The following is a 24,637-nucleotide window of genomic DNA, read 5'->3' as shown; positions in this document are numbered from 1 at the left end:
GCGCTCCCGATTTTTCAATTTTTTCAGAATATTTTTTCATTTCTAAAAAACGGCTCTTAGGCGCTGATTCCACTCTGCTTTTTGTTTTCCAGAAAATCGCTCCGGGAAGCGGTGAAAAACTTTTTCATTGTGCTTGGCAGGAATTCGGCCAGAATGCGGGGCATGGAAACCATGGAAAAGCGCCAGCGCGGGCGGCCGCGCGCTTTCAACGGGCCGTCGGAGTTGGCCTCGGTGCAGTCGCTCGACCGGGCGCTGCGCATCCTGGCGATCGTCGCGGAAGCCAGCGGCCTGTCGCTGAGCGAGATCGCGGCGCGCAGCGGCATTGCCGCCTCCACCGCCTACCGCATGCTGACCACGCTGGAAAACCACGGCATGGTCGAGTTCGATACGACCGACCAGCTCTGGTCGATCGGCGTCGAGACCTACCGCATGGGTGCGGCCTTCCTGCGCCGCAGAAAACTGGTCGACCGCGCTCGCATCGTCATGCAGGAACTGATGGAAAAGACCGGCGAGACCGCCAATCTCGGTGTCGCCGAGGACGATTGCGTGGTCTTTGTCAGCCAGGTCGAGACGCATCAGGCGATCCGCGCCTTCTTCCGGCCGGGCACGCGCAGCTCATTCCATGCTTCCGGCATCGGCAAGGCGGTGCTGGCGCATCTCGAGCCGGACCGCGTCGCGGCCATCCTGCGCAAGGCGGGCCTGCAGCGCTACACCGACAAGACGCTGTCCGACATTTCGGCGCTGGCCCACGATCTGGCGACCATCAAGCATCGCGGCTGGTCGGTGGACGACGAGGAACGCCATCCAGGCATGCGCTGCGTGGCCGCGGCGATCTTCAACGAATTCGGCGAGCCGATCGGCGGCGTTTCCGTTTCCGGACCGACGGTGCGGGTGACGCCGGAGCGCGTGGCCGAGATCGGCCCGCTGGTGCGGGAGGCCGCAGCCGAGGTGACCAAGATGATCGGCGGCGTGAAGGCGTACTAGAGCAATTCCAGGAAAAGTGTGTAGCGGTTTTCCGTCCGGAATTGCGTAAAGACAAATAGCTAGAGCAGTTCAGCGTTTCCGTGAAACGATGAACTGCTCTACGAGGCTCCCGGCAAGGCGCTCTTGGCCGCTATGTCGAAAAAATCGAGCAGGATCGCCAGCCCGACGCCGCTGGCCGTGAAGACGAGGCCGGTGATGAAGATGCGATTGGCGCGCGCATAGATCGACCGCTGCAGCGACTTCGTGTCGAGCAGCAGGGCCAGCGCCCGCATCTGCAAGGCAATGCCGATCAGGATCGGCACCACGGCGACCAGATGATAAGTTTGCCAAGGGATCGGGTTTGCCGCCCAATGGGTGATGAAGCCCAGCGAGAAAGCCAGCAGAATGCCGACGGTGGTGACCGTGCCGTTGCGAAAAACCGGCTCGATCAGATCTTCTTTCGGATCCCGCTCGTCCAACAGTCCCTCCCCGCCCTTGGCCGTTCATCGCCAGCTTAAACATTCGCAAAATTGCTGTACACCGTTGGCCGCTTGCCGCGGCATCCGAATGCATGCGAATGGGCATGGATGCGGAAAACGGTTCAACTTTTATCTGCCGCTTCACTTTGCGGATGCGTGGCGGCGGCACCCCGACCGGATGCCGGCGGCCAACGCGTCAATTCCGTTCCGGTCTCGCCCATTCCGATCTCCCTTGCCCTGGAGGAAATCATCACCACCGGCGTCCGCCAGCGCCTGCAGGACCCTTCGGCCGCCAAATTCGGGACGATGCTGGCCGGCGAGCGGACGCTGAACGGCCGTCGGGAGATCGTGGTCTGCGGCTATGTCAACGCCAGGCGCCCGTCCGGCGGCAATGGCGCCAGCGAGCCTTTCGTGGCCAAGATCTACCCGGATGCCGGAAGCAGCTTCGAACTCGTCGCGAAGGGTGACGATTCGCCGAACGCGCGGCTTGTCGTCGGCGAAGCCTGCCGGACGGCCGGACTGCCGATCCTAGACTCCGGCACGAAGACCTAGCCCTAAACGTCCGCTAAAACGAAAGAAAAAGGGGCTGCATGCAGCCCCTTTTCAGTGTTCCGGCTCCTGTCTTTAGAGTCTGCAATAGTGCGGATAGCCGTCGTAGCCGATATAGGTGTCCGAGCCCGGATCGTAGCTGGCGTAGCGGGCCAGGCAGCGGCGGACATGCCAGGAACCGCCGCCATATTCGTCGACATAGACCGGCTGCGGCTGTTGCTGGGAGAGCAGGCTGCCGAGGACGAAACCGCCGACGCCGGCGGCGATGCCGATACCGATTTCGCGGTTGTGGTGATGGCTATGGGCGGCCGAGGGCTGGACGGTGCCGACGAGCGAGCCGGCGGCGACGGAGGTGGCGATAAGGGTGGAAACGAGTGGGCGCTTGAACATGACGATCTCCTTGGTTTCGTGACCGAGGCGATCCATCCGCCTCTTGACCATCTGTCGCGGCGGCAGTGAAAAAGGTTCGAGATTTTTTTGCGAATAGCAAATAGCGAATAGCGAGTAGGGCAGTTCGCGATCGGCGCCCCTATTCGCTACTCGCTATTCCCTATTCGCTCCCCTCATCCCATTCCCGTGACGTGCCGCAGCCAGAAGGCGAGCACGATGAAGCCGACAAAGGTGGCGACGCCGGTCCAGTCGATGTTGGCTTTCTTCAGATCGCTGACGGCCTTCACCAGAAGAAGCCAGGTCACGACGATGAGCGGCAGGATGATGACGAATCTGATCATGCGGCACCCCGTTCGATGCAATTGCACCTGCCCGGAGATGTAGGAAGCCCCTCGACGCTTTTCAGCATGCCGGGTCGGTCCATTAGCAACCCAAAACGGAGTTTTGTCTTTACTGGCGCACGAAATGTGCTACCGGAGCGCCGTGCCCTTGTAGCTCAGCTGGTAGAGCAGCGGTTTTGTAAACCGAAGGTCGCGGGTTCGATCCCTGCCGGGGGCACCATCCTTCGCCCTTCGAGCTTCGGATGGCAGGCTACCCGAAGATTTGTTGGACAAGGACGTTTCCTCCGAAGCCTTCGCGGAGGAGGACGGTTCGATTCCGCGACGCTAGATAATCGGCTGGCATGCAAACAGATCAGGGCAGCCTACGAGGCCGTCGCAACCTGCGCGGCGGCCGCGGCTTCGCCGAACGTGTTCCTTACCCTCACCGACTTGAACAGATAGGCAACCCAAATCCCGGTCAGAACAAATCCGGCGATAGGTGCGACCAGCGCATTTCCCGCGAGAACCTGACTGAGTGGTGCGCCCAGAATCGTGGAGGTCCAAACAGCGTCGAGCGCGAACACAAATGGGATGGCGATCCACTGATAAAGGAACAGCCGCTTGAAACGAGGGCTCCGCCGCAGCATTGCGACAAGAACAACCAATTGCAGCAGTGTAAACCCCAGCAACAGTACGATTTCGCCACAGACGGCCAAAGGGCCATTGGGCAGCGTCATGAGCTGCTGGTAACCCTCACTCGAGGAAAACAGCTCGGCCAGCGTGCGGAATGGTGCCAAGGTCTGGCCGATTGCCAGCAGCATCAGCCATCCTCCAAATCCCACCAAGTCGCCTGGATTCTGCGACGGCTTGGCCGCCGAGCGGACGGCAAAGAAAACAGGCACGCCGACCAGCAGCAGCACGATTGCCCAATGCCAGATGGAAAATTGCATCCAACCCCTCCCTTAGAATGCCCTTATGGGTTGTAACAGATTTCAGTTTCAACTCAAGAGGCAATCTCGGGGACTAAGGCGCCTTCGCGGTCCAGGTAGCGAAGGCCCACCCGATAGCCGAAACCAGAACAGGCTTCGAGCTTGGCGCTGCCGGCGAGACCGTCGCCCCTATATTTCCGACAGGATGCTATTCCAGCAGGGATGCCGCCATGTCGCGCACACTGATCGTCGTTGGTCTCTGCATAGTTGCCGTGGGCCTGCTGTGGCCATGGGTGACCAGGATCGGCCTCGGCAGGTTGCCTGGTGATATCGTGATCGAGCGCGAGAACTTCAGGCTCTACGTTCCCATCACCACGGGAATACTGATCAGCGTCGTGGTCTCGGCGATCCTGTGGCTGATCAACCGTTAGGGGCGCTTCGGCGGTAGCGATTTCGCTTCACACCCCAATCGCCGCCACCACTATCCTATTCTGCCTTCGTATCGCCGCCCTCAGCTCCGGTATCTTCGCGTCGTCGCGCTTCACGAACTCGATGAACATCATGTTCATGTTGTTGAAGATCAGCTCACCCACCGCCGGCCCGTCTATGTCGGCGCGCACGAGACCGATCTTCTGCAGGCGGGCGATCAGGGCGCGGATCTGTTCGGTGAGCGCGCGGTCTAGCGCCGTATAAGCCTGACCGAAAGGACTGTCGGGCAATTGCGTCGAAATCGCCATCGCCTGCCGCCACATCTCCTTGCTGAGGTAGTTTAGCGAGTGCTCGATATAGATGCCGATCAGCGTGTCCAGAGCATCGCCGACATTGGCGGGCGGACTGGCGACCACCCCTCGCCCGGCATTCAGCACCTCGTTGACCTCCATCGACACGATGGCGCCGAGGATGTCGCCCTTGTTCTGGTAGTAGTTGTAGATCGTGCCGATCGAGACTTCGGCTTGTGCTGCGATCGCCTCGATCTTGGCGCCTTCATAGCCGGCCTCGCGGAAAAGTTCCGTCGCCGCATCGATGATGCGGCGGTGCCGGTCCGCCTTCTGCCGTTCGCGCAATCCGCTCATATTCGCCTCTCTGCCACAAAATCATAATTGACTCAATTTTAGAATTGGTTCAACTTTTCCTTAAGAAGCCAGCAAGGCAGGGAGAACACTCGATGACCGTCAACGCCCGGAATCCGCTTTCCGCCCTGAAGTCCCGTCTCGGAGCCGCCTGCGCGGCCGCTGCGCTGCTCATCGCCGCGGGCAGCGCCGAGGCCGCTGATCTCAACGCGCTGATCTGGTGCGACCATTCCGATCCGGCGCTGCTGCAGCCCTTCGAGGCAGCCAACAACGTCAAGGTCAACGTCAAGGAATTCGAGGGCACCGGCGCGGGGCTCGCCATCGTCGATCAATCGCAGCCAGGCGACTGGGACGTGATGGTGATCGATTCCATCGACGTGCCGCGCGGCGTCGAGAAAGGCCTGTTCGAGCCGCTGCCGGAGGACAAGCTGCCCTTCGCCGACCTCTTCCCCGAAGTGAAGATGGACAAGTCCACCATCGTCGACGGCAAGCGCTACGGCATCACCGAAAAATTCGGCTACAACACGATCGGCTTCAACAAGACCAAGGTCGATCCGGCCGACATGCAGTCGCTGGCCTCGCTCACCAGCGACAAATACAAGGGCAAGATCGCGATCTACGACTATTATCTGCCGGTGATCGGCATGGCGGCTCTGGCCATCGGCAAGAAGACCGCGGACCTCACCGAGGCCGACCTGCCCGCCCTCAAGGCGGAGCTGCTCAAAATGAAGGCCAATGCCAAGCTGGTCGGCGAAGTCACCGCCAGCCAGACGGCTCTGGCCACTGGCGAGGTGGACGTCCTTGTCGGCGGCGGTGAATGGGTCACGGCGGGCCTCGCCAAGGAAAACCCGGCGCTCGACTTCTCTATCCCGAAGGAAGGCGCGGTGCTGTGGTCGCAGTCGCTCGCCATGTTCAAGGATTCCAAGAACAAGGACATGGCGCTGAAGTTCATCCAGTACATTATGAGCCCTGAAGGCCAGGCGCGCCTTGCCACCTCCTCCTGCTACTGGGGCATGCCGGCGAACGAGAAGGCGGCGTTGACCGACGAGCAGAAGAAGATCCTGCGCTTCGACGAACAGCCAGGCTTCCTCGCCCGCGCGCAGGCCTATCCGGCGCCCAACGCCGATCTCGACAAGAAGATGCAGGACATGTGGACAGAGATGCTGCAGGCGCAGTGATCGGCCGATGAGCGTTTCCGGAGGCAATTCGCGTGCCCTGCCCTGGGCGCTGGTCACGCCTGCGCTGGCATGGACGCTGCTGTTCTTCGTGCTGCCCTTCATCGCCATGGGGCTTTCGAGCCTCACGGCGCATGAAGGCGGCGGCTTCACTTTAGCCAACTACAGCCAGTTCTTCACCGATCCGTCCTACTGGCGGGCGATGGTGAACTCGCTGGAGGTGACGGCGATCGTCACCGTCATCTCGATCCTGCTCGCCTATCCCTTCGCCTGGATCCTGGCCGAAATGGTTCCGGAGCGCTGGCAGCGGCTGGCGCTGATGCTGGCCGTGCTGCCGTTCTGGACGTCCTATGTCGTGCGCTCCTATTCATGGCTGCTGGTGCTGGCGCAGAACGGCGTCATCAACCGGGCGCTCACCGGCATGGGGCTCACCGCCGAGCCGCTGCAACTCGCCAACACGCGTTTCGCCACCGTCACCGGCTTCGCGCATTTCTTCGTCATGCTGTTGACGCTGACGATCTTCGCCAATCTCAAGCAGCTCAGCCCGAGCTACCGCAAGGCCGCCGCGGATCTCGGAGCAGGGCCGGTGCGCACTTTCCTGCATGTCGTGCTGCCGCTCACCCTGCCCGGCATCATGGTCGGTGCCTTCCTTACCTTCGTGCTCTGCATCGGCGACTACATCACGCCGCAGATCCTCGGCGGCAACAACGAGCTGGTCATGCCGCAACTGGTCATGATGCAGATCGGCCGGCGCGGCGATTTTCCGCTGGCATCGGCGCTGTCAATCATCCTGATGGCGGTCGTCACCATCGCCTATCTCGCCTGCGCGCGCTGGTTGAAGATCGAGCGGGCCTGACGATGCGCGCCGCCGTCCGCATCGCCGCCTGGCTCTACGCCATCGCCGTCTACGGCTTCATCTTCCTGCCGGTGGTCGTGCTGGTGCTGTTTTCGCTGCAGTCGACGTCCTTCCCGATCCCGCCCTTCACCGGCCCGTCGCTGCGCTGGTACCAGGCGGTGCTGTCCGATACGCGGCTCACCTCGGCGCTGGTCAATTCGCTGCTGGTGGCGGCGCTGTCCTCGTTCGCATCCGTCACGCTCGGCTTTCTCTCCGCCTGGGGCTTCGCGCGCTTCGTGCTGCCGGGCTCGGCCCTGCTGCGCGGCCTGATCACGCTGCCGCTCACCGTCAGCTATCTCATCATCGGCATGGGCTTGCTGGTGCTGTTCAACTGGGCCGGCGTGCCGAAATCGCTGCTCGCCGCCGGCATCGGCCATGTCGTGATCAACCTGCCGCTCTGCTTCGCCATCATCTACAGCCAGATGGGCGACCATCAGATCAACATCGAGCGCGCCGCTCGCGACCTGGGTGCAGCCGAATGGAAGGTGCTGCTGATGATCACCGTGCCGGTGATGGCGCCGGCGATCTTCGCCGGCTTCTTCCTGTCGATGACCTTCTCCTGGGACGAGTTCGTCATCTCCTTCCTGCTCACCCGCTTCGAGACGACGCTTCCCGTGGAGATCTGGAACCTATTGCGCTCCGGCCTCAATCCCAAGACCAATGCCGTCGGCTCGCTGGTCTTTGCCGTCTCCATCGTCCTGGTGGTGTTCTTCGAGCTGACGCTGCTGCGGAGAAAGCCGGCATGAGCGCGCCATTGGTCGATATCCGCAACGTATCGCACCGCTTCGGCCAGCACCCGGTGCTGAAAAGTGTCTCGCTCGTGATCGAGCCCGGCAGTTACACGATCCTGCTCGGGCCATCGGGCTCGGGCAAGACGACGCTGCTTTCCATCCTCGGCGGCTTCGTCACGCCAAGCGAAGGCAAGGTGTTCATCCGCGGGCAGGACTGCACCTCCGTGCCGCCGGCCAAGCGCCCGACGACCACCGTCTTCCAGGATTACGCGCTGTTTCCGCATATGAGCGTCGGCACCAATGTCGGCTTCGGATTGCGCATGCAGGGCGTCGACGGCGTGACGCGGGCCGCTAAGGCGCGCGAAGCGCTGGCGCTCGTCGGCCTGGCGGCCGCCTTCGACAAGAAGCCGCATCAGCTCTCCGGCGGCCAGCGCCAGCGCGTGGCGCTCGCCCGCGCGCTCGTCATCGAGCCGGCTGTACTTCTCCTCGATGAGCCGCTCGGCGCCCTCGACTTGAAATTGCGCCGGCAGATGCAGGACGAGCTGAAGGCGATCCAGAAGCGTGTCGGCACCGCCTTCGTCCATGTCACGCACGACCAGGAAGAAGCGATGGCGCTCGCCGACCACTGCGTGGTGATGAATGACGGCCGCATCGAGGACGAAGGGCCGCCCGAGCGCGTCTATGCGCGGCCGAAGACGCGCTTCTCGGCCACCTTTATGGGCGAGAGCACGATCCTTGCCGGCAAGGCCGGCGACTGCCGGGACGGGCGCGTCACGGTCGCGACCGGGCTCGGCCCGATCTCGCTGCCCGGCACCTCTCCGGCAAGTGCTGCACTGGCGCTCGCCATCCGTCCCGAGCATCTCATCCTCGGTAATGGGAAAGGGGATGTCGCGCTCGGCACTGCCAGGGTCAGCGACGTCGTTTTCCAGGGCAGCTTCAAGCGCGTGCTGGCCACCTCGCTCCAGGATCGGGCGTTGCAATTCATTGCTAAGGTTCCTGCGTCGGCCACCGTCAACGCAGGCGACACAACAGCGGTTTCGTGCAACGCTCGAGACATCATCCTGCTGGCGGACTGAACGATGGGCACGCTTCCGGTCATCGAGGCTCCGGATTGGTACGAAACCATCCGCATGGGCGACGACGTCACGCTCATCCACGAGCCATGGATAAAACCGTTCTTCCGCTGCAACATCTGGCATGTGCGCGGGCGCGATCGTGACCTTCTGTTCGATACCGGCCTTGGCCATTTCAGCCTCCGGCGGCACGTGCCTCTGGTGACCGAGCGCAGGCTCGTCTGCGTCGCCAGCCACACGCATTTCGATCACATCGGCTGTCATCACGAATTTCCGGATCGCTGCGTCCATTCCGCCGAAGCCGAAATCCTCGCCGATCCGCGCAACGAATGGACGGTCGCCGACCGCTACGCCAATGAGGAGATGTTCGACGGCGCGCCGGAAGGGTGGGACACGTCACGCTACCAAATCCCGCCTGCCCCAGCCGGCCGCCTGCTCGAGCACGGCGACGTGATCGATCTCGGCGATCGTGCCTTCGAGGTCATCCACACGCCCGGTCATTCGCCCGGCGGCATCGCGCTCTACGAGAAGAAGACCGGCATCCTGCTGTCCGGCGATATCGTCTATGACGGGCCGCTGATCGACGACGTCTACCACTCCGACATCGAGGACTATGTCGCGACGCTTCTTTCCATGCGCGACCTCGACGTCTCGGTCGTGCATGGCGGCCATTTTCCGAGTTTCGGCAAGGTGCGCTGCCGCCAGCTCATCGACGAGTACCTGGCGCAAAAGCGCAAGGCCGGCTGCCACCTGAAGCAGAGTGGTTGAGCCATCTCAGGCCGATGTGATTGTGGGTTAAAGCGCCCTTTGCGGGCAGGGCATTCCGGCGGCGTCACCGCAGCGGGAGGCGGCAGGCTGCTGCGGCCTCATGCTCATCTCTTCCGAATGGCGCACCAGTTCGGCGAACATGAGCGCGAAACTTCCCATCATCAGGAAGACTATGATCAAGCGCGTTACCGGCAATAGACAGGTCTCTCGACTGGCCAGCCCCCGCCAACCCATCCACTGTCGGCTAACATGAGCGCTCCGGCTTTACGAGTGTTTAAGCCCCGTCTTAACCATTACGGCCATCACATTCGTTGCACGCCTGTCATGAAGCGCGAGCGCAGGCCCTGTCCGCACCGCATGGCGTGCCGCCCTTTGCAGATGCGGGCAGCACATGCTACGCCGTCGCCGGCGCGACCCAGCAGGCGGTCGCCCTCCGGGAGCCATGAGCAAAGTCGCCAGCCGTTTCGCCTTCGTCTCTTCCGACACCGACGACGCCCGCGCGGCGCTGCAAAGCCTGTCGGCGCGCTACGGGCAGATACCGGTCGCCGAGGCTGACATCATTGTTGCGCTCGGCGGCGACGGGTTCCTGCTGCAGACGCTGCGCGACACGATGAGCACGGGCAAGAAGGTCTACGGCATGAACCGTGGCACCATCGGCTTCCTGATGAACGAATACCGCGCCGGCGGACTCGAGGAGCGCATCTCGAGGGCGGTATCCGAGACGATCCGCCCGCTGGAGATGCAGGCGGTGACCCACGAGGGCGAAACGGTCTCCGCGCTGGCAATCAACGAGGTGGCGCTTTGGCGCCAGTCCTACCAGACGGCGAAAATCCGCATCACCGTCGACGAGCAGGTGCGGCTGGAGGAACTCAACTGCGACGGCGTGATGATCGCGACGCCCGCCGGCTCGACAGCCTACAATCTCTCGGCGCACGGACCGATCCTGCCGCTCGACGCGCCGCTCCTGGCGCTGACGCCGGTGAGCCCCTTCCGGCCCCGGCGCTGGCGCGGCGCGCTTCTCTCCAACAAGGCGATCGTGCGCTTCGACATACTGGAGTCGGAAAAGCGCCCGGTGAACGCCGCCGCCGACCACACCGAGGTCAAGGCGATTGCCTCGGTCACGGTGCGGGAATCGCCCACCGCGACCGCGACGCTGCTGTTCGACCCCAACCATTCGTGGAACGAACGCATCCTTGCCGAGCAATTCCGCTATTGAGCCGGCGCAAAGATACTGTTTCGATTAAGCATCGCGATTAAGCTTACGTCTTCACGATCGCCGGATTTCTGGCCGTTTCTGTTGACAAATCGCGGACTTGCGCCTAACTGCAACCGCGATCTTGCAGGCGCGCGGCGCCTGCCGCAACACGTGTTGCGATTTTCCTGAACCAGCCAAAGACAACAAACACTTGTCCTCAGACACCACGACCGCTCAAGAAGCGTTGACATTCACGGACCTCGGCCTGTCGCCGAAGGTCCTCTCCGCAGTCACCGATGCCGGCTATACCAAGCCGACCCCGATCCAGGCCGGCGCCATCCCGCATGCGCTGCTCGGCAAAGACGTGCTGGGCATCGCCCAGACCGGCACCGGCAAGACTGCGTCCTTCGTTCTGCCGATGCTCACCCGCCTGGAAAAAGGCCGGGCGCGGGCTCGCATGCCGCGCACGCTGATCCTCGAGCCGACGCGTGAACTGGCGGCGCAGGTCGAGGAGAACTTCGTCAAATACGGCAAGAACCATAAGCTCAACATCGCGCTGCTGATCGGCGGCGTCTCCTTCGAGGAGCAGGACAAGAAGCTGGAGCGCGGCGCCGATGTGCTGATCGCCACGCCCGGCCGCCTGTTCGACCACCGCGAGCGCGGCAAGCTCCTGCTCAACGGCGTCGAGATCCTCGTCATCGACGAAGCCGACCGCATGCTCGACATGGGCTTCATCCCCGATATCGAGCGCATCTGCGAGATGATCCCGTTCACGCGCCAGACGCTGTTCTTCTCGGCGACCATGCCGCCGGAAATCACCAAGCTCACCGAAAAATTCCTGCACGCGCCGGTGCGCGTCGAGGTCTCAAGGGCCGCGTCCACCGCGACCAGCATCACGCAGCGCCTGGTGAAGTCGGGCACCAAGCCTTGGGAGAAGCGCGAGACGCTGCGCAACCTGATGAAGGCCGAGAGCGACGGGCTGAAGAACGCTATCATCTTCTGCAACCGCAAGGTCGAAGTGTCGGAGCTTTTCCGCTCGCTGCTGAAGCATGATTTCGATGCCGGCGCGCTGCATGGCGACATGGACCAGCGCGCGCGCATGCAGATGCTCGCCAATTTCCGCGACGGCAAGCTGCGCTACCTCGTCGCCTCGGACGTCGCCGCGCGCGGCCTCGACATTCCGGACGTCAGCCACGTCTTCAACTACGACGTGCCGATCCATGCCGAGGACTATGTCCACCGCATCGGCCGCACCGGACGTGCCGGCCGCTCCGGCAAATCCTTCACCATCGCGACGCGGTCCGACACAAAGTATGTCGACGCCATCGAGAAACTGATCGGCACCAAGATCGAATGGCACGACGGCGACCTGTCGACCGTGACCGAGAGCGAGAGCGAGGACGCGCCCCGCCGCGGCCGCGGCGCCCGCGCCGCGCCGGCCGCAGGGACGAGGATCGCAAGGATCGCGGCGAGCGCAAGAAGGACCGTCACGCCAGGCATGACGAGACGCCCGACGCCGCACGCGAGGAGCAGCCCGTCGCAGAGGTCGCCGACATCGCCGAGCGGCGCGCCCGCAAGGATGCGATCCGCTCCGAAAACGACCGCAAGGGCTCGGCCAACCGCAACGAACAGCGCGGCGATGCGCGTCCGCAGCGCGACCGCCCCGGCCGCCATCGCCAGGAGGAGGACGATGCGACCGTCGGCTTCGGCGACGACGTGCCGGCCTTCATGCGGATCGTCGCCAAGGTCTGACCTGGTGCTTGCATCGATGAAAACAAGGAAACGGCCCCGAACGGGGCCGTTTCCTTGTTGCGCTTCGCTTGAAGGTTCAGCCACGCACCTTTGTGCAACTACCCGCCGCGGCTTACATCGGCCCAGGCATCATCTTGGTCGGTTTCTCCAGCATCGGGAACTCGGCCTTGTTGCATTTCACCTTCGGGTTCGTCGGACTGAACATGCCGTTCGGATTGTCGCTGAACAGCCAGGCGTGAAGATCGTAGTGCACGAACTCCTTAGGGATCAGCGGATAGTGCCCCTCCATCGGCCCCATGAATTTCTGACCAAATAGCGTTGGCGCTGCCTTGACGTCCGGCGTCAGCGGCACCAGCCATTCCACCGCGACCAGCTTCAAGCCCTTCTTGGTCGGCTCGTAGATCAGGACATTGGGCTTCATCAGGTCGAGCTTCTTGCCGACGCTCGGGACGTTGACGAAATGGACGCCCATGGCGCCCTTCGGATAGTCCATCGTGCCCGGTATCTTTTCACCGCTGTAGTAGACGCAGCCTTCGGTCGACAGATAGAGGTCGCGGATGGCGGCCTGATAGTCTTCGTATTTGGCCAACGATTTTTTCAAGGCTTCGAGGTCGGCCTTGTTGGCGTCTTCGGCCTGAGCCGTGGCGGTGCCGAGCCAAGCGCCAAAAAGACCAGTCAAAACGAGGACGCCGCAGCGCCCTAAGCGAGCCGTTCTTGTCATGCATTCCTCCCAGACTCTCGAGCCATGCCAAGGGCTGCGGAACGGTATTTATGGACCATGGATGCCTCCTTCGTTCAGGTAGCCCGGAGCGATCCCGCATGGATAGCGAGCACTGCGCCAAGGCGCGTCGGTGGCGACTTCGACCGTCGCAGTTCGATATTGGGAAGCCGCGTTACGCGATGATTTCAGATGGACGAAACCTGATTACATCTGAAATCGAAGCGAGACAGCGGGCTAAATCCACCCGTCGACAATTGGCCACACTCGCTTCTGGATGCGTGCTTTAGATGCGAACCGCCGCCGCCATGCCGGAACTGGTGAGCGCCGCCGCCTTGACGAGACCGGCGGCAAGCCCAGCCCCTACTCCTTCTTCGTGACTGATGCCGAGATCGAGCAAGGGCCGCAGACCGAGTCTTTCGGCGACCTTGGCGTGACCGGGCTCCGGCGACAGGCTGGCGAGCAGGCAATGGTCGATCGCCGAGGAATTGACCCCGTGCAGGACTGCGGCGGCGGCCGTCGCGACGAAGCCGTCGAGCAGCACCGGGATCTTCTGCATGCGGGCGGCGAGAATGGCGCCGCACACCGCCGCGAACTCGCGGCCGCCGACCCGTCGCAATGCTTCGAGCGGATCGCCGAGGGCGGTGCCGTGAAAAGCCAGCGCCCGATCGACCACTTCGGCCTTGCGCGCCATCATTGCTGCATTCGCGCCCGATCCAGGCCCGACCCAGCCGACGCCCTTGCCGCCGAACAGGGCCGCGCATAGCGACGCCGCAATGGTCGAATTGCCGACACCGAGATCGCCCAGGCATAAAAGGTCGGCGCCGCCGGCGACCGCTTCCATGCCGAAGGCCATGGTGGCGGCGCAGCCGCGCTCGTCGAGCGCCGCTTCCTCGGTGATGTCTCCTGTCGGAATGTCCAGCGCCAGGTCGAAGACCTTCAGGCCGAGATCGTTGGCGATGCAGACCTGGTTGATCGCCGCGCCTCCGGCGGCGCAGAGTTCAACGGCATTGGCGGTCGCCGAAACCGGCCGCGGCGAGATCGCATGCCGGACAGCGCCGTGGTTGCCGGCAAAGATCGCCACAAGCGGCCGGTTGACGAGCGGCGGCGCACGCCCGCTCCAGGCGGCGAGCCAGGCCGCGATGTCCTCGATCCGGCCAAGCGAGGCCTTCGGCTTGTCGGCCTTGGCAAACAGCGTGCGGATGCGGGTTTCGGCGGCGGCGTCCGCCGGCGTCAGCGTCGCCAGGAGAGTGCGGAAGTCATCGAAAGGCTTTGCGGTCATGTCGGATGCCGTTCTTGCTGGAGAACGGCAGCGGCATAGCCGCGTTCGCGGGCCGGCACAACCACTGGCAATGCCGCGAATGCGTTGCCTGGCGGCGCATTGCGGAGGGCTTGCATTGGCTATGCGGTTGCACCATGTGGAGTGAAGCCAAGAGAACAGCATGACCGCCATCGAGTCTCCCTGCATACTCGTCTGCTCGATCGACATGAAAACCGGCTTCTGTTTCGGTTGCGGCCGCACGCGCGATGAAATCGCCGGCTGGATCGCGATGACGCCTGAGGATCGGCGGGCGGTTATGGCAGACCTCCCGGGCAGACTCGGGACGGTCGAGCGTCGGCCACGCCGCGAGACGCGGCGCGCCCGCATGGCGCGCGAGCGCGGCATGTCGTGAGGAAGGGGCCGGCCATGAATCGCCTGTTCTGGATCGTCATGCTGGTGATCGGCGCGGGCCTGATCCTGCTGATGATGAACGATTCCGCCGGCAGCACCTTCGGCATCGCGAACCGCGATTTCAGCCGGCTGATCTGGGTGGGTGTCCTGGTGGCGGTGATCGGCGCCAGTCTCGTCCGCTCGGGCCGGCCGCTCGGTGACATGGCGCGCAATCTCGGCGTCTGGGCGGCAATCGTGCTGGCGCTGATCGCCGGCTACCAGTACCGCTACGAGCTGCAGGACGTTGCCAGCCGCGTGACGGCCGGCCTCGTTCCGGGAAGTCCGCTGGCGCTCGGCTTGGACAATGGCCGCGCCACCGTGACGCTCGACAAGGCCGACAACGGCCATTTCGAAGCGCGAATCCTGGTCAATGGCGCGCCGGTGCGGACGGTTGTCGATACCGGCGCGACCAGCACGGTGCTCACGGCCGCGGACGCCCAGGCGGCCGGCTTCAACCCGGCGGCGCTCAGCTACACCGTGGACGTTTCGACCGCCAACGGCATGGCGCGCGCCGCCACCGTCAGGACCGACGAGGTGGCGATCGGCGGCATCGTGCGCAAGGATATGCCGGTCATGGTCGCGGCGCCCGGCATGCTCGAGCAAAGCCTGCTCGGCATGAATTTCATCAGTTCGCTGTCAGGTTTCGATGTGCGCGGCGACCGCATGATCCTGCGGGACTAGAGACGGGCGGCACTGCCCCTCGCGGTGTCCGCCACTCGCGTGCGGGCGCAAGAGGCTAATGTACGAGAATCAGAAGAACCGCAAAAATCAACCAAGTAGCGAAGAGAGCATATTGACTGATTTTAACGATCTCGATCAGCCGCTTGCATCCTTCGTCCAAGGTTCCTGAGGCTCTCTCACAGTAGCTAACCAGGTAGCCTGGAACCGAAAGCATAGGGAAGTACGGTCTTTTGTCGAGCCTCCTCAGCCTTGAGTAAAGGAGGTGAGAACTTGTCGTAAATGCAAGCAACGACGCCCCCGCAAGAAGCGCGAAAACGACCAGAAGGAATCTTTCCATCAACATAGCGGCATGTGATCGGTAATCGTTACGCAAGGCCCGGATGACGCTCCTACGAACGGTCCCTCTGAGTGGTCATATACTATCTATTCATTTCGTTCTAGGCCGCCTCGGCCTGCGCGAAATCGATCGCGGCGAACGCCGCCCTCAACACCTCCGGCCCGGCGCCGGGTTTGTTGGCATCGGTGGACAAAATCTGCCTGTAGCGGCGCGCGCCCGGAAGGCCGTGGAACAGCCCGACCATGTGGCGCGTGACATGACCGAGCCGCCCGCCCTTCTCGATGTGACGCGCAGCATAGGCCGCCATGGCGTCGACCAGCGCCGCATAGTCGAAGGCGGTCGGCGGCTCGCCGTAAAATGCGGTGTCGATCCCGGTGAGAACGCCCGGCGTATGATAGGCCGCGCGGCCGAGCATGGCGCCATCGACATGGCCGAGATGTTCCGAAGCCTCGTCGAGCGATTGAATGCCGCCATTGATGCCGATGAACTCGTTCGGCTTTCTCGCTTTCAGCCGATAGACGCGCGGATAGTCGAGCGGCGGGATGTCGCGATTCTCCTTGGGGCTAAGCCCCTCCAGCCACGCCTTGCGGGCATGCACCCAGAGCGCATCGGCGCCGGCCGCCAACACACCGTCGGCCAGCGCGTCGAGTGCGGTTTCGGGATCCTGGTCGTCGACACCGATGCGGCATTTGACGGTGACGGGGATCTTTACAGCCGCCTTCATCGCCGCGACGCATTCCGCCACAAGCACCGGCGTCTTCATCAGGCAGGCGCCGAATGTGCCCGACTGGACGCGGTCGGACGGGCAGCCGACATTGAGGTTGATTTCGTCATAGCCGAATGCCTCACCGATCACGGCGGCTTCGGCGAGCCTTTGCGGATCGGAACCGCCAAGCTGCAGCGCAACCGGATGCTCGACATCGTCGAATCCAAGCAAACGCTCCCGCGCGCCATGGATGATCGCGTCCGCCACAACCATCTCGGTGTAGAGCAGCGCGCGACGCGTCAACTGACGGTGGAAAAATCGGCAATGCCGATCCGTCCAGTCCATCATAGGTGCCACGGCAAGCGTCGTTCGCATAAGCCTGTTCTATCTCTCCGCCGGTCCCGCGGTTAAGTCCACGCGGCACGATTTAGTATATTCTCTTTTATTTTCAAATATTTCAGACGGCAGGGACAAAAGTCCCCCGTCGAAAGGGACCATTTCCCCACGTCACAAATTTCCGAAAAAATCAATAGTCCGATTTAACTTTCCACAAATGAGAGTAAACTTTTTGTGCTCGTGTTGTGAGCGGGAGGCGTACAGGCTGTCGATGCCTGTTGAAGAGGGGCGGGGTTGAGTATGCCCTCATCGTCGATCCATGGTACCCGCCGTTGGTGGGTTGCCGATGCGCACAGGACGCATCCGCCTAGAATTGCCTGATGGGGCAAGGAGCGGAAGGTCAGCGGCGGTGCCTCCAACCCCCTCTACCCCCTGAGTCAATCAAAGCTCCAGTTTCCTTTTAACGACGCGCAGCGCCGGCTTTGCTGGTGAATGCGCGCCATGCGGCCGGCTGCCAGCGTTGGGGCTGATTTCGCGCCTGCCCGCATTGAAACCAGGGAGAATCGCAATGACGATCAGCTTCATTCTCAACGGCCAAGCCGTCAACGACCAGACCGCCGACCTGCAAACCGGCGATAGCGGCGACGGCTTTACCGACACCGATGTGGCGTACTCTTCTCTGCCGCTTTCCTTCCGAAACTATCTTGAGCAGGTTCTTCTGCTGAGTCCAACATTCCCGACCAATGTCGGCGTCGCTACCAAGACGAATTCGGTCACCGTCAACGCCACCGCGGGTTCGCAGCTCGCCGGGACCACGTTCACCGACACCAACGGTGGCGCGCTCGACGGCGACAACAGCGGTCTCACTACCGTCGACGGTAAGGCCATCCTGCTTTATGCCGACGGGAACGACACCGTAATCGGCAAATATGACAGCGATGGCATCGGCGGTGTCGACACGGTCGCCTTCGTCATCTTCAAGCAGGACGTGTTGAACGCCGGCGCGACCAGCGACCAGGTCACCTTCAACATCGTCACTTACGTGCCGATCTTCCATGGCAATACCGGCGACCCGGATGACGCGGTCAATCTTGGCAATAACCTCAAGCTCGCGGCGACTGAGACACTCAACTTCGGCTTTGCCGGAGCGCCTTCTGGCAGCAACCTGTTCATGACGTTCGGTAATCCGAGCTCCACTCAGATCGTGGTGATCGGGAAAGACCCGCTCGATCAATCCGCGGGCGGAAACATCACGACCAAGGATGTGCTCAACATCAGCCAGGCCGGCAGCACCACTTCGTTCGGCGTCAACGGCAACCAGATCAACCCCACCGAGGGGGCGTACATCACCTACGTCTCGGGCACGAATACGAACTTCCTCGTGCCGAATCTGGATCAGAACGAAGCCGACGTCGAAGCCAACATCGCCTTCACGAATGTCGTCAACGCGACAGGGGCGTCCTTCACCGTCAACCAGACCAATCCCGGCATCGGACCGGTCACCGTCAAGATATCGGCCTTCACCACCGCTGCGGAACCGGGAGTGGATTTCGTCAACGGACTCACCAACGACCAACACGTCAACATCACGTCATTCTCACTCACCAACGTCGTCGTCAAAACAGGCAACACACAGTATTTTCCGGCCGCCTCGATCGACAGTGACGGCAACCTGATCGTCACCGGCCTGAGTAGCGGCGACACCGTGTCGTGGACGACGAGCAGCACCCACAACCGCGTGCTCATCGAAAACATTAGCGACGCGGATAGCGATGCCACCAACGACAACAATACTTTCGACATCGGCGGCTTCGGCATCGTGACGTCCAGCGGCTCCTCGACGTTCGTCGGCCAACAGATCGTCATCGAAGACGACGGGCCAACGGCGAGCCAGGCGCAGCAGACCGGCACGGTCGACGAGGATGGGGTGCCCGGCGGCATCGCCGGCGGCATCGGCGACGTGGCAGGCCAGGCTACCCAAGCCACGGGCAGCGTGACGCCGTTGTTCAACTCCGGCACAGACGTGCCGCTGACCTTCAGCCTCAATACCGACACCAGTGGACTGCCCGCGCTGACCTCGGGCGGGGTGGCGGTGACCTACGCCGTCGTCGGCAACACGCTGACGGCCTCGGCCGGCGCGAACACGGTGTTTACCTTCGCGCTCAACGCCACGACCGGCGCCTGGACCTTCACGCTCGCCGATCAGCTCGACCATCCGACGCTCAACGGGCAGGCGGGCGACGATACCGAGAACGACCTGGCGATCAATCTGAGCTCGATCCTGCGCGCCGCCGACGCCGACGGCGACACGGTGGCGGCGGCAGCCAACGCGCTGGTCGTCACGGTCGACGACGACACACCGACAGCAAGCCAGGCGCAGCAGACCGGCACGGTCGACGAGGATGGGGTGCCCGGCGGCATCGCCGGCGGCATCGGCGACGTGGCCGGCCAGGCCACCCAAGCCACGGGCAGCGTGACGCCGTTGTTCAACTCCGGCGCCGATGCGCCGCTGACCTTCAGCCTTAATAGCAACACCAGCGGACTGCCCGCGCTGACCTCGGGCGGGGTGGTGGTGACCTACGCCGTCGTCGGTAACACGCTGACGGCCTCCGCCGGTGCGAACACGGTGTTTACCTTCGTGCTCGACGCCACGACCGGCGCCTGGACCTTCACGCTCGCCGATCAGCTCGACCATCCGACGCTCAACGGCCTGCCGGGGGACAACGAGGAGAACGACCTGGCGATCAATCTGAGCTCGATCCTGCGCGCCACCGACGCCGACGGTGACACGGTGGCGGCGGCGGCCAACGCCCTGATCGTCACGGTCGACGACGACACGCCCACCATCAACCCGGCCATCGCGGACGGTCTGGTAGATTTCGCGGCCGGCAGCACCGTGACCAAGTCGCTCAACGGCTCGGTCGGCGCCGACAGTCCGGCAACCTACAGCATCACCGCCTCGCCGGCCACGCTGACGATACTGGACGGCACGTCCTCGCAGCTGACCCTGCTCAGGGACCTGACCAGCAACGACACCGTCGCCACCTATTACAAGGATGTCGATGGCAGCGGCACGCACAATGCCGGAGACATCGATTTCTTCAAGCTGACCCTGTCGGGCGGCAACTACACCTTCGATGTCCTCCAGAATCCTCCGCCCGCTGAGGTCAATTTCAGCTTCGCCGGTGCGCCCTCCGGCAGCAACCTGTTCATGACGTTCGGTGATCCTGCCTCCGCCCAGATCGTGGTGATCGGGCACGATCCGCTCAATCAATCCCAGGGCGGGAACATCACGACCAAGGATGTGCTCAACATCAGCCAGGCCGGCAGCACCACCTCGTTCGGCGTCAACGGCAACCAGATCAATCCCACCGAGGGCGCGTTCATCACCTATGTCACGGGCGCGAATACAAACTTCCTCGTACCCAATCTGGATCAGAACGAGGCCGACGTCGAAGCCAACATCGCCTTCACGAACGTGTTCAATGCGAACACGGCGTCCTTCACCGTCAACCAGACCAATCCAGGCGTCGGACCAGTCACCGTCAAGATCACGGCGTTCAGCACCGCCGCCGAACCGGGGGCGAATTTTGTCGACGGGCTCACCAACGACCAGCACGTCGACATCACGTCGTTCTCGCTTACCGACTTCGTCGTCAAGACGGGCAATACCCAATATACCCCGGCCGCCACGATCGACGCCGACGGCAACTTGATCATCACCGGCCTGAGCACCGGCGACAAGGTGACGTGGACGACGAGCAGCACCCACGACCGCGTCCTCATCGAAAACATCAGCAACGCGGACGGCATTTCCGGCAACGACAACAATACATTCGACATCGGCGGCTTCAGCCTCAGCCAGGCGCAACCGGCGCCCGACGAGAAGCTCGACTTCACCGTCCAGATCGCCGATTTCGACGGCGACACGGCAAGCGACAGCTTCTCCATCGGTATCGACGGGACCGGCATCTTCAACGACAACCACGTGGAAGGTGTCATTGCCTGATGGACCTGGCCGGGCGCCTCTTCTGGCGCCCGGCATCCACCAAAAGGATCGAAATGGGGGGTATCCATGATGCAGCCGAGACCACAATTCCAGGAGGTGATGCATCTGGCCCGCCATCAGGCGCCCGCCCTCCTCCTCTTCAGCCTGCTCGCCAATGTCCTCCTGCTCTCCAGCACCGTTTACATGCTGCAGATTTATGACAGGGTGCTGTCGAGCGGGTCGATCGACACGCTATTGTGGCTCACCCTTGCCGTCATCGGCGCCATCGCCGTTTACGGGCTGCTTGAACACGCCCGCCGGATGATGCTGGGGCATATAAGCCAATGGCTGGACGACCAGCTCAGCGTTCCGGCGGTCGAACGCGCCATGGAAGCGCGCCTCTCCGGCAGCGGCATCGAGGTCGGCCTCAAGGATCTGGCGGATTTGCGCGGCTTCGTTGCCGGCGACGGCATGCTGACCTTCCTGGACGCGCCATGGACGCCGGTCTTTCTGACGTTCATCTGGCTACTGCATCCGGCGTTGGGCGTGGTCGGCCTCGCCGGCGCGATACTGTTGTTCTGCGCCGCGCTCGCCAATGATTTCCTTACCCGACGCAAAGGCCAGGAGGCAGCGGCAGGGCTGCGCCGCAGCCAGGCTGCCGTCGGCCAATATGTCGAGGGTGCCGAAACATTGTGCTCGCTCGGCATGTCCGAGCCGGCGCTGCGGCGCTGGGAGGAAAATCAGCAATCTCTGATGGAACTGCAGTGCCGACTTTTTCGGCGCACCACCATCATAGGCAGCCTATCGCGCTCGTTGCGTCTTGCCCTGCAGGTAGCCGTGCTGGGACTCGGCGCCTATCTCGTGCTGCGCCGCGAATTGACGGCGGGCTCGATGATTGCGGCCTCCATCCTGCTCAGTCGGGCGCTGGCGCCGATCGAGCGCTCGATCGGCGCATGGCGCAGTCTGGTCAGCGCGCGAGTTGCGCGCCGTAATCTTGCGAAGCTCTTCACCGACACCGCATCGGCGCAAAATGCTGGCGTTACCCTGCCGCGGCCGCAGGGGCGGCTGAAGCTGGAGAACCTGCACTACTGCACGCCGGGCACGTCGCAACCGCTGCTGAACAAGATAGGTTTCGGCGTCGAGCCCGGGCAAACCTGCGGTGTGATCGGGGCGTCCGGCTCCGGCAAGACGACGCTCTGCCGTCTCATCGTCGGCGCGCTACGACCCTCGTTCGGCCATGTAAGGTTGGATGGCGCGGAGGTCTGGAACTGGCCTTCGGACCAGTTGGGCCAATATGTCGGCTATCTGCCGCAGCAGGTCGAACTGTTTCCCGGAACGATCGCCGAGAACATCGCGCGCCTTCGCGACGTCGACAGCGAAGCGGTCATCGCCGCAGCGCGGCTCGCCGGCATTCACGAGATGATCCTGCGGCTGCCGAACGGCTACCGGACCGAGGTCGGACCGCACGGAGCCCGGATTTCGCGTGGCCAGCGCCAGCGCATCGCACTGGCCCGGGCCCTGTTCGGCGATCCGCCGCTGGTCGTTCTCGACGAACCGAACACCGGCCTCGACAGCGACGGCGAGATCGCGCTGCTCAAGGTGCTCCAGCAGCTGAAGGAACGGGGCCACACCGTCGTTCTGGTCACGCATCAGATCAATCTGCTGCGGACGGCCGACCATGTCGTCTTCATCCAGGAGGGCAGCGTCTCGATGTTCGGCACGCGCGACGAGGTGCTCAGCGCTCTCAACGGACAGGCGAGGCGAATCCCCGCAGCGCCCGCCATACGGGAAAAGATTGCCGCCAACGAGCCGGGAAACCTGAAGGCGGTGGAGTGAGCCATGGACGATCGATTTAAGGGCTTCTCGACGATCCTGCTCGGGCTGGCGGACAGCCTGCGGGAACTCATCGCCTCCGCCGGCGACCTGATCGCCACGGTGTCGGTTTGGTTCGGCGGGCTGGATCGGTCGTCACGCATCGCCATGGCCGCAGCTGTCGGCGCGCTGGTCGTACTTCTGATTGCAAGTGCAAAGCCGGTCCCGCGACGGTCGCATGCTTACCGTGCCAGCAGACGCAACCTGAAGCAGCGGACGCGGCCCGCGCGTATGTTGGGCTACGTCTCGGCGATCGTCTTCGTCGGCGGCGTCGCGGTGTGGTCCAGCGTCGCCCTTCTGGCAAGCGCCGTCGTCGCCAATGGTGTCGTCAGTCCGGAAGGCTACCGCAAGACGGTCCAGCATCTGGAGGGCGGCATCATCGGCAAGATCTATGTCAAGGAAGGCGACAAGGTCGGCGCCGGCCAAGTGCTTATCAGCCTGAAGACAACGCAGGCTCAGGGACACTACGACGAATTGCAGACACGCTACATCCGCCTTCTGGCGACCGAGGCCCGCCTGGTCGCCGAGCTTTCCGGCCAAGACCAGATCGTCTTTCCCAAGGAGCTGATATCGACCGATAGCGATCTGGCGCGAAAGGTGGTCGTCGAGGAGCAGGCACTGCTCGACAGCCGCCTCGCGACCCGCGAAGGACGCACGCATATCCTGGAAAAGCGCATTGCGCAGATCAACGAGCAGAGCACGGGATCGAGGGAGGTGATCGCCGCCCAGGCCGAGCAACTCGGCCTCATCGACCAGGAGATCGCCTCCGCGCAGCAGATGTATAAGAAGGGCCTTGAACGCCTACCACGGATATTGGCTCTGCAGCGCGCACAGGCCGACATCCGCGCCAATCAGGCGACGAACCGAGCACAGGTGGCGCACAACGACCAGCAGATCGGCGAGACCGAGTTCCAGCTCCTCAACCTGCGCCAGCAGGACAGCGAGACGGCCAACGAGGATCTCGCCAAAGTGCGCGGGGACCTCGCCGAACTGCGCAGCCAATTGCCCTCGCGCGAAGATGTGCTGGCAAGAACCGACATCGTCGCGCCGATAGCCGGGACGGTGATGAACCTGCGGGTGACGACCGAATCGGGCGTGATCGCGAGCGGCCAGCCGCTTCTCGATATCGTCCCCAACGAGCCCAATTTGGTCATCGATTCGCGCATCAAGCCGGCGGATATCGACGTGGTGCATCCGGACATGCCCGCCCGCGTGGTGCTGACGGCCTATCCGAGCAGACATCTGCCGCAGATCCATGGCCTGCTCACCTCGGTGTCGGCCGACCGGTTGACCGACGAGAAAACCGGCGAGCCCTATTTCCTCGCCAAGGTGAAGGTCGACACGGCCGACCTCGGACAGCTGCGTGATATCCGCTTGTCCCCCGGCATGCCCGCGGAAGTCATGATCCTGACCGGAGAGCACACCTTGCTCGACTATATGCTGGCTCCGGTCGAGGCCTCTCTCACGCGCACTTTCAGGGAAAATTGAAACAACGGGTGGCAAAGAATGCAAAACATCACGCGGCGTTGGCCTAAGGCCAACGCCGCGCAACACAGCGCGTCCAGCAGACAGGAGCTGCCGGAGAATCGAGCCAGCTATCGCCTCAGGGCGTAGACATTGTCCATGGACGTGCCACCCAAGGGCAACGCCATGTCATCGTCGAGAAGCCGGGTGATGCGGGCAAAGCCGACAAAGGCCTTTCTCGCTTCCTCGGCCGACATGGTGCCCGCCATCGCCGCCGAGCAGCAATTCAGGGCGCATTGATAAACCGGGCCGCGTCTGCCCGTTGGCCACTTCCGCAGGAACACCATCGCTTCGGAGACGCTATCGACTTCCTCCAAGGGGTATCCCTGCCCACGCGCGATTCGCACTGGGGTAAAGAAATGCAAGCGATCCATCGTTATCCTCCCGGTCGACCGCAAGGCGGCCGAACCCGAATAAACGCACGTCCGGCGGTTTGGTTCCAAACAAATTTGGTTGCCGTCCGAAAAAGTTCGGA

At 63.0% G+C, this 24,637-nt stretch carries 24 protein-coding genes, 1 tRNA gene and 1 pseudogene; 16 read left to right on the top strand and 10 right to left on the bottom strand.

Going from position 1 to position 24,637, the window contains the following annotated elements; translation table 11 throughout:
* Positions 1–162 precede the first annotated feature (162 nt).
* On the top strand, positions 163–984 hold the full coding sequence (bhcR, locus tag QAZ47_RS20705) for an HTH-type transcriptional regulator BhcR (protein WP_278230562.1): 822 nt from the start codon (positions 163–165) through the stop codon (positions 982–984).
* Between the two features lie 98 nt (positions 985–1,082).
* Here bhcR and QAZ47_RS20700 read toward each other — a convergent pair whose 3' ends face one another.
* Positions 1,083–1,442, bottom strand: a complete 360-nt coding sequence (locus QAZ47_RS20700) for a hypothetical protein (RefSeq protein ID WP_278230561.1) — start codon at positions 1,440–1,442, stop codon at positions 1,083–1,085.
* Between the two features lie 156 nt (positions 1,443–1,598).
* On the opposite strand from QAZ47_RS20700, the gene QAZ47_RS20695 reads away from it, so the two are divergent.
* A complete protein-coding gene (locus tag QAZ47_RS20695; RefSeq protein ID WP_278230560.1) occupies positions 1,599–1,994 on the top strand; it encodes a hypothetical protein in 396 nt (131 codons plus the stop codon).
* A gap of 72 nt (positions 1,995–2,066) precedes the next feature.
* On the opposite strand, the gene QAZ47_RS20690 is transcribed toward QAZ47_RS20695, so the two are convergent.
* Both QAZ47_RS20690 and QAZ47_RS20685 read right to left on the bottom strand, forming a co-directional pair.
* Positions 2,067–2,381, bottom strand: coding sequence for a BA14K family protein (locus tag QAZ47_RS20690; RefSeq protein ID WP_278230559.1), 315 nt, complete (start codon positions 2,379–2,381; stop codon positions 2,067–2,069).
* Positions 2,382–2,554: 173 nt separating this feature from the next.
* On the bottom strand, positions 2,555–2,722 hold the full coding sequence (locus QAZ47_RS20685) for a hypothetical protein (RefSeq protein WP_278202583.1): 168 nt from the start codon (positions 2,720–2,722) through the stop codon (positions 2,555–2,557).
* Between the two features lie 144 nt (positions 2,723–2,866).
* Here QAZ47_RS20685 and QAZ47_RS20680 point away from each other — a divergent pair.
* A tRNA-Thr gene (locus QAZ47_RS20680) sits at positions 2,867–2,942 on the top strand.
* A gap of 142 nt (positions 2,943–3,084) precedes the next feature.
* Here QAZ47_RS20680 and QAZ47_RS20675 read toward each other — a convergent pair.
* On the bottom strand, positions 3,085–3,651 hold the full coding sequence (locus QAZ47_RS20675) for a DUF2569 family protein (RefSeq protein WP_278230558.1): 567 nt from the start codon (positions 3,649–3,651) through the stop codon (positions 3,085–3,087).
* A gap of 209 nt (positions 3,652–3,860) precedes the next feature.
* Between QAZ47_RS20675 and QAZ47_RS20670 the strand changes: the two genes are divergently transcribed.
* A complete protein-coding gene (locus tag QAZ47_RS20670) occupies positions 3,861–4,061 on the top strand; it encodes a DUF2905 domain-containing protein (protein WP_278230557.1) in 201 nt (66 codons plus the stop codon).
* Between the two features lie 27 nt (positions 4,062–4,088).
* Here the strand turns inward: QAZ47_RS20670 and QAZ47_RS20665 are convergent, their stop codons facing one another.
* A complete protein-coding gene (locus QAZ47_RS20665) occupies positions 4,089–4,703 on the bottom strand; it encodes a TetR/AcrR family transcriptional regulator (RefSeq protein WP_278230556.1) in 615 nt (204 codons plus the stop codon).
* A 92-nt stretch (positions 4,704–4,795) separates the two neighbouring features.
* On the opposite strand from QAZ47_RS20665, the gene QAZ47_RS20660 reads away from it, so the two are divergent.
* The 7 genes and pseudogenes from QAZ47_RS20660 (at position 4,796) to QAZ47_RS20630 (ending at position 12,289) form a co-directional block, all read left to right on the top strand.
* Positions 4,796–5,878, top strand: coding sequence for a spermidine/putrescine ABC transporter substrate-binding protein (locus QAZ47_RS20660; protein WP_278230555.1), 1,083 nt, complete (start codon positions 4,796–4,798; stop codon positions 5,876–5,878).
* A gap of 7 nt (positions 5,879–5,885) precedes the next feature.
* Positions 5,886–6,731, top strand: coding sequence for an ABC transporter permease (locus tag QAZ47_RS20655; RefSeq protein ID WP_278230554.1), 846 nt, complete (start codon positions 5,886–5,888; stop codon positions 6,729–6,731).
* A gap of 2 nt (positions 6,732–6,733) precedes the next feature.
* Positions 6,734–7,516: an ABC transporter permease gene (locus QAZ47_RS20650; protein ID WP_278202576.1), complete on the top strand. Its 783-nt coding sequence runs from the start codon at positions 6,734–6,736 to the stop codon at positions 7,514–7,516.
* Entirely contained in the window at positions 7,513–8,577 is a 1,065-nt protein-coding gene (locus QAZ47_RS20645; RefSeq protein WP_278230553.1) for an ABC transporter ATP-binding protein, read from the top strand. Before QAZ47_RS20650 ends, QAZ47_RS20645 begins: the two co-directional genes overlap by 4 nt.
* 3 nt (positions 8,578–8,580) lie before the next feature.
* Positions 8,581–9,342, top strand: coding sequence for an MBL fold metallo-hydrolase (locus tag QAZ47_RS20640; protein ID WP_278230552.1), 762 nt, complete (start codon positions 8,581–8,583; stop codon positions 9,340–9,342).
* A gap of 442 nt (positions 9,343–9,784) precedes the next feature.
* Complete coding sequence (locus QAZ47_RS20635) at positions 9,785–10,558, top strand: NAD kinase (protein ID WP_278077956.1); 774 nt, start codon at positions 9,785–9,787, stop codon at positions 10,556–10,558.
* 223 nt (positions 10,559–10,781) lie between these two features.
* Positions 10,782–12,289 (top strand): annotated as a pseudogene (locus QAZ47_RS20630) (DEAD/DEAH box helicase).
* A gap of 112 nt (positions 12,290–12,401) precedes the next feature.
* Here the strand turns inward: QAZ47_RS20630 and QAZ47_RS20625 are convergent.
* Positions 12,402–13,010 (bottom strand): hypothetical protein, encoded by a 609-nt coding sequence (locus tag QAZ47_RS20625; protein WP_278230551.1) that lies wholly within the window; start codon positions 13,008–13,010, stop codon positions 12,402–12,404.
* Between the two features lie 283 nt (positions 13,011–13,293).
* Entirely contained in the window at positions 13,294–14,289 is a 996-nt protein-coding gene (locus QAZ47_RS20620; protein WP_278230550.1) for a nicotinate-nucleotide--dimethylbenzimidazole phosphoribosyltransferase, read from the bottom strand.
* Between the two features lie 160 nt (positions 14,290–14,449).
* Here QAZ47_RS20620 and QAZ47_RS20615 point away from each other — a divergent pair, with 160 nt between their 5' ends.
* Both QAZ47_RS20615 and QAZ47_RS20610 read left to right on the top strand, forming a co-directional pair.
* Positions 14,450–14,680 carry a DUF1289 domain-containing protein gene (locus QAZ47_RS20615; protein ID WP_278230549.1) on the top strand — a complete coding sequence of 77 codons (231 nt, stop codon included), beginning with the start codon at positions 14,450–14,452 and terminating at the stop codon, positions 14,678–14,680.
* Positions 14,681–14,694: 14 nt separating this feature from the next.
* Positions 14,695–15,399 (top strand): TIGR02281 family clan AA aspartic protease, encoded by a 705-nt coding sequence (locus QAZ47_RS20610; RefSeq protein ID WP_278074272.1) that lies wholly within the window; start codon positions 14,695–14,697, stop codon positions 15,397–15,399.
* A 437-nt stretch (positions 15,400–15,836) separates the two neighbouring features.
* On the opposite strand, the gene dusA is transcribed toward QAZ47_RS20610, so the two are convergent.
* Positions 15,837–16,790, bottom strand: coding sequence for a tRNA dihydrouridine(20/20a) synthase DusA (dusA, locus tag QAZ47_RS20605; protein ID WP_278233835.1), 954 nt, complete (start codon positions 16,788–16,790; stop codon positions 15,837–15,839).
* Between the two features lie 429 nt (positions 16,791–17,219).
* Entirely contained in the window at positions 17,220–17,363 is a 144-nt protein-coding gene (locus QAZ47_RS20600; RefSeq protein ID WP_278202569.1) for a hypothetical protein, read from the bottom strand.
* Between QAZ47_RS20600 and QAZ47_RS20595 the strand changes: the two genes are divergently transcribed.
* The 3 genes from QAZ47_RS20595 (at position 17,347) to QAZ47_RS20585 (ending at position 24,126) form a co-directional block, all read left to right on the top strand.
* The gene (locus tag QAZ47_RS20595; protein ID WP_278230548.1) at positions 17,347–20,787 is read left to right on the top strand and encodes a hypothetical protein; all 3,441 of its coding nucleotides are present in this window, start codon (positions 17,347–17,349) and stop codon (positions 20,785–20,787) included. The two genes, QAZ47_RS20600 and QAZ47_RS20595, sit on opposite strands and share 17 nt — an antisense overlap.
* 66 nt (positions 20,788–20,853) lie before the next feature.
* Entirely contained in the window at positions 20,854–22,602 is a 1,749-nt protein-coding gene (locus QAZ47_RS20590; protein WP_278230547.1) for a type I secretion system permease/ATPase, read from the top strand.
* 3 nt (positions 22,603–22,605) lie between these two features.
* Entirely contained in the window at positions 22,606–24,126 is a 1,521-nt protein-coding gene (locus QAZ47_RS20585; protein WP_278230546.1) for an HlyD family type I secretion periplasmic adaptor subunit, read from the top strand.
* Positions 24,127–24,233: 107 nt separating this feature from the next.
* Here QAZ47_RS20585 and QAZ47_RS20580 read toward each other — a convergent pair whose 3' ends face one another.
* Entirely contained in the window at positions 24,234–24,536 is a 303-nt protein-coding gene (locus QAZ47_RS20580) for a DUF982 domain-containing protein (RefSeq protein ID WP_278202565.1), read from the bottom strand.
* Between the last annotated feature and the right edge of the window lie 101 nt (positions 24,537–24,637).

The organism is Mesorhizobium sp. WSM4904 (assembly GCF_029674545.1).
In the GTDB taxonomy this organism is placed as follows: domain Bacteria; phylum Pseudomonadota; class Alphaproteobacteria; order Rhizobiales; family Rhizobiaceae; genus Mesorhizobium.
This window is presented reverse-complemented; position numbering and strand designations above follow the sequence as displayed.

Bases quoted from the DNA above. Each gene is read 5' to 3' on its own strand.
- bhcR (WP_278230562.1), top strand. From the start codon at position 163: ATGGAAACCATGGAAAAGCGCCAGCGCGGGCGGCCGCGCGCTTTCAAC.
- QAZ47_RS20690 (WP_278230559.1), bottom strand. From the start codon at position 2,381: ATGTTCAAGCGCCCACTCGTTTCCACCCTTATCGCCACCTCCGTCGCC.
- QAZ47_RS20685 (WP_278202583.1), bottom strand. From the start codon at position 2,722: ATGATCAGATTCGTCATCATCCTGCCGCTCATCGTCGTGACCTGGCTT.
- QAZ47_RS20675 (WP_278230558.1), bottom strand. From the start codon at position 3,651: ATGCAATTTTCCATCTGGCATTGGGCAATCGTGCTGCTGCTGGTCGGC.
- QAZ47_RS20670 (WP_278230557.1), top strand. From the start codon at position 3,861: ATGTCGCGCACACTGATCGTCGTTGGTCTCTGCATAGTTGCCGTGGGC.
- QAZ47_RS20665 (WP_278230556.1), bottom strand. From the start codon at position 4,703: ATGAGCGGATTGCGCGAACGGCAGAAGGCGGACCGGCACCGCCGCATC.
- QAZ47_RS20660 (WP_278230555.1), top strand. From the start codon at position 4,796: ATGACCGTCAACGCCCGGAATCCGCTTTCCGCCCTGAAGTCCCGTCTC.
- QAZ47_RS20655 (WP_278230554.1), top strand. From the start codon at position 5,886: ATGAGCGTTTCCGGAGGCAATTCGCGTGCCCTGCCCTGGGCGCTGGTC.
- QAZ47_RS20650 (WP_278202576.1), top strand. From the start codon at position 6,734: ATGCGCGCCGCCGTCCGCATCGCCGCCTGGCTCTACGCCATCGCCGTC.
- QAZ47_RS20645 (WP_278230553.1), top strand. From the start codon at position 7,513: ATGAGCGCGCCATTGGTCGATATCCGCAACGTATCGCACCGCTTCGGC.
- QAZ47_RS20640 (WP_278230552.1), top strand. From the start codon at position 8,581: ATGGGCACGCTTCCGGTCATCGAGGCTCCGGATTGGTACGAAACCATC.
- QAZ47_RS20635 (WP_278077956.1), top strand. From the start codon at position 9,785: ATGAGCAAAGTCGCCAGCCGTTTCGCCTTCGTCTCTTCCGACACCGAC.
- QAZ47_RS20625 (WP_278230551.1), bottom strand. From the start codon at position 13,010: ATGACAAGAACGGCTCGCTTAGGGCGCTGCGGCGTCCTCGTTTTGACT.
- QAZ47_RS20620 (WP_278230550.1), bottom strand. From the start codon at position 14,289: ATGACCGCAAAGCCTTTCGATGACTTCCGCACTCTCCTGGCGACGCTG.
- QAZ47_RS20615 (WP_278230549.1), top strand. From the start codon at position 14,450: ATGACCGCCATCGAGTCTCCCTGCATACTCGTCTGCTCGATCGACATG.
- QAZ47_RS20610 (WP_278074272.1), top strand. From the start codon at position 14,695: ATGAATCGCCTGTTCTGGATCGTCATGCTGGTGATCGGCGCGGGCCTG.
- dusA (WP_278233835.1), bottom strand. From the start codon at position 16,790: ATGATGGACTGGACGGATCGGCATTGCCGATTTTTCCACCGTCAGTTG.
- QAZ47_RS20595 (WP_278230548.1), top strand. From the start codon at position 17,347: ATGACGATCAGCTTCATTCTCAACGGCCAAGCCGTCAACGACCAGACC.
- QAZ47_RS20600 (WP_278202569.1), bottom strand. From the start codon at position 17,363: ATGAAGCTGATCGTCATTGCGATTCTCCCTGGTTTCAATGCGGGCAGG.
- QAZ47_RS20590 (WP_278230547.1), top strand. From the start codon at position 20,854: ATGATGCAGCCGAGACCACAATTCCAGGAGGTGATGCATCTGGCCCGC.
- QAZ47_RS20585 (WP_278230546.1), top strand. From the start codon at position 22,606: ATGGACGATCGATTTAAGGGCTTCTCGACGATCCTGCTCGGGCTGGCG.
- QAZ47_RS20580 (WP_278202565.1), bottom strand. From the start codon at position 24,536: ATGGATCGCTTGCATTTCTTTACCCCAGTGCGAATCGCGCGTGGGCAG.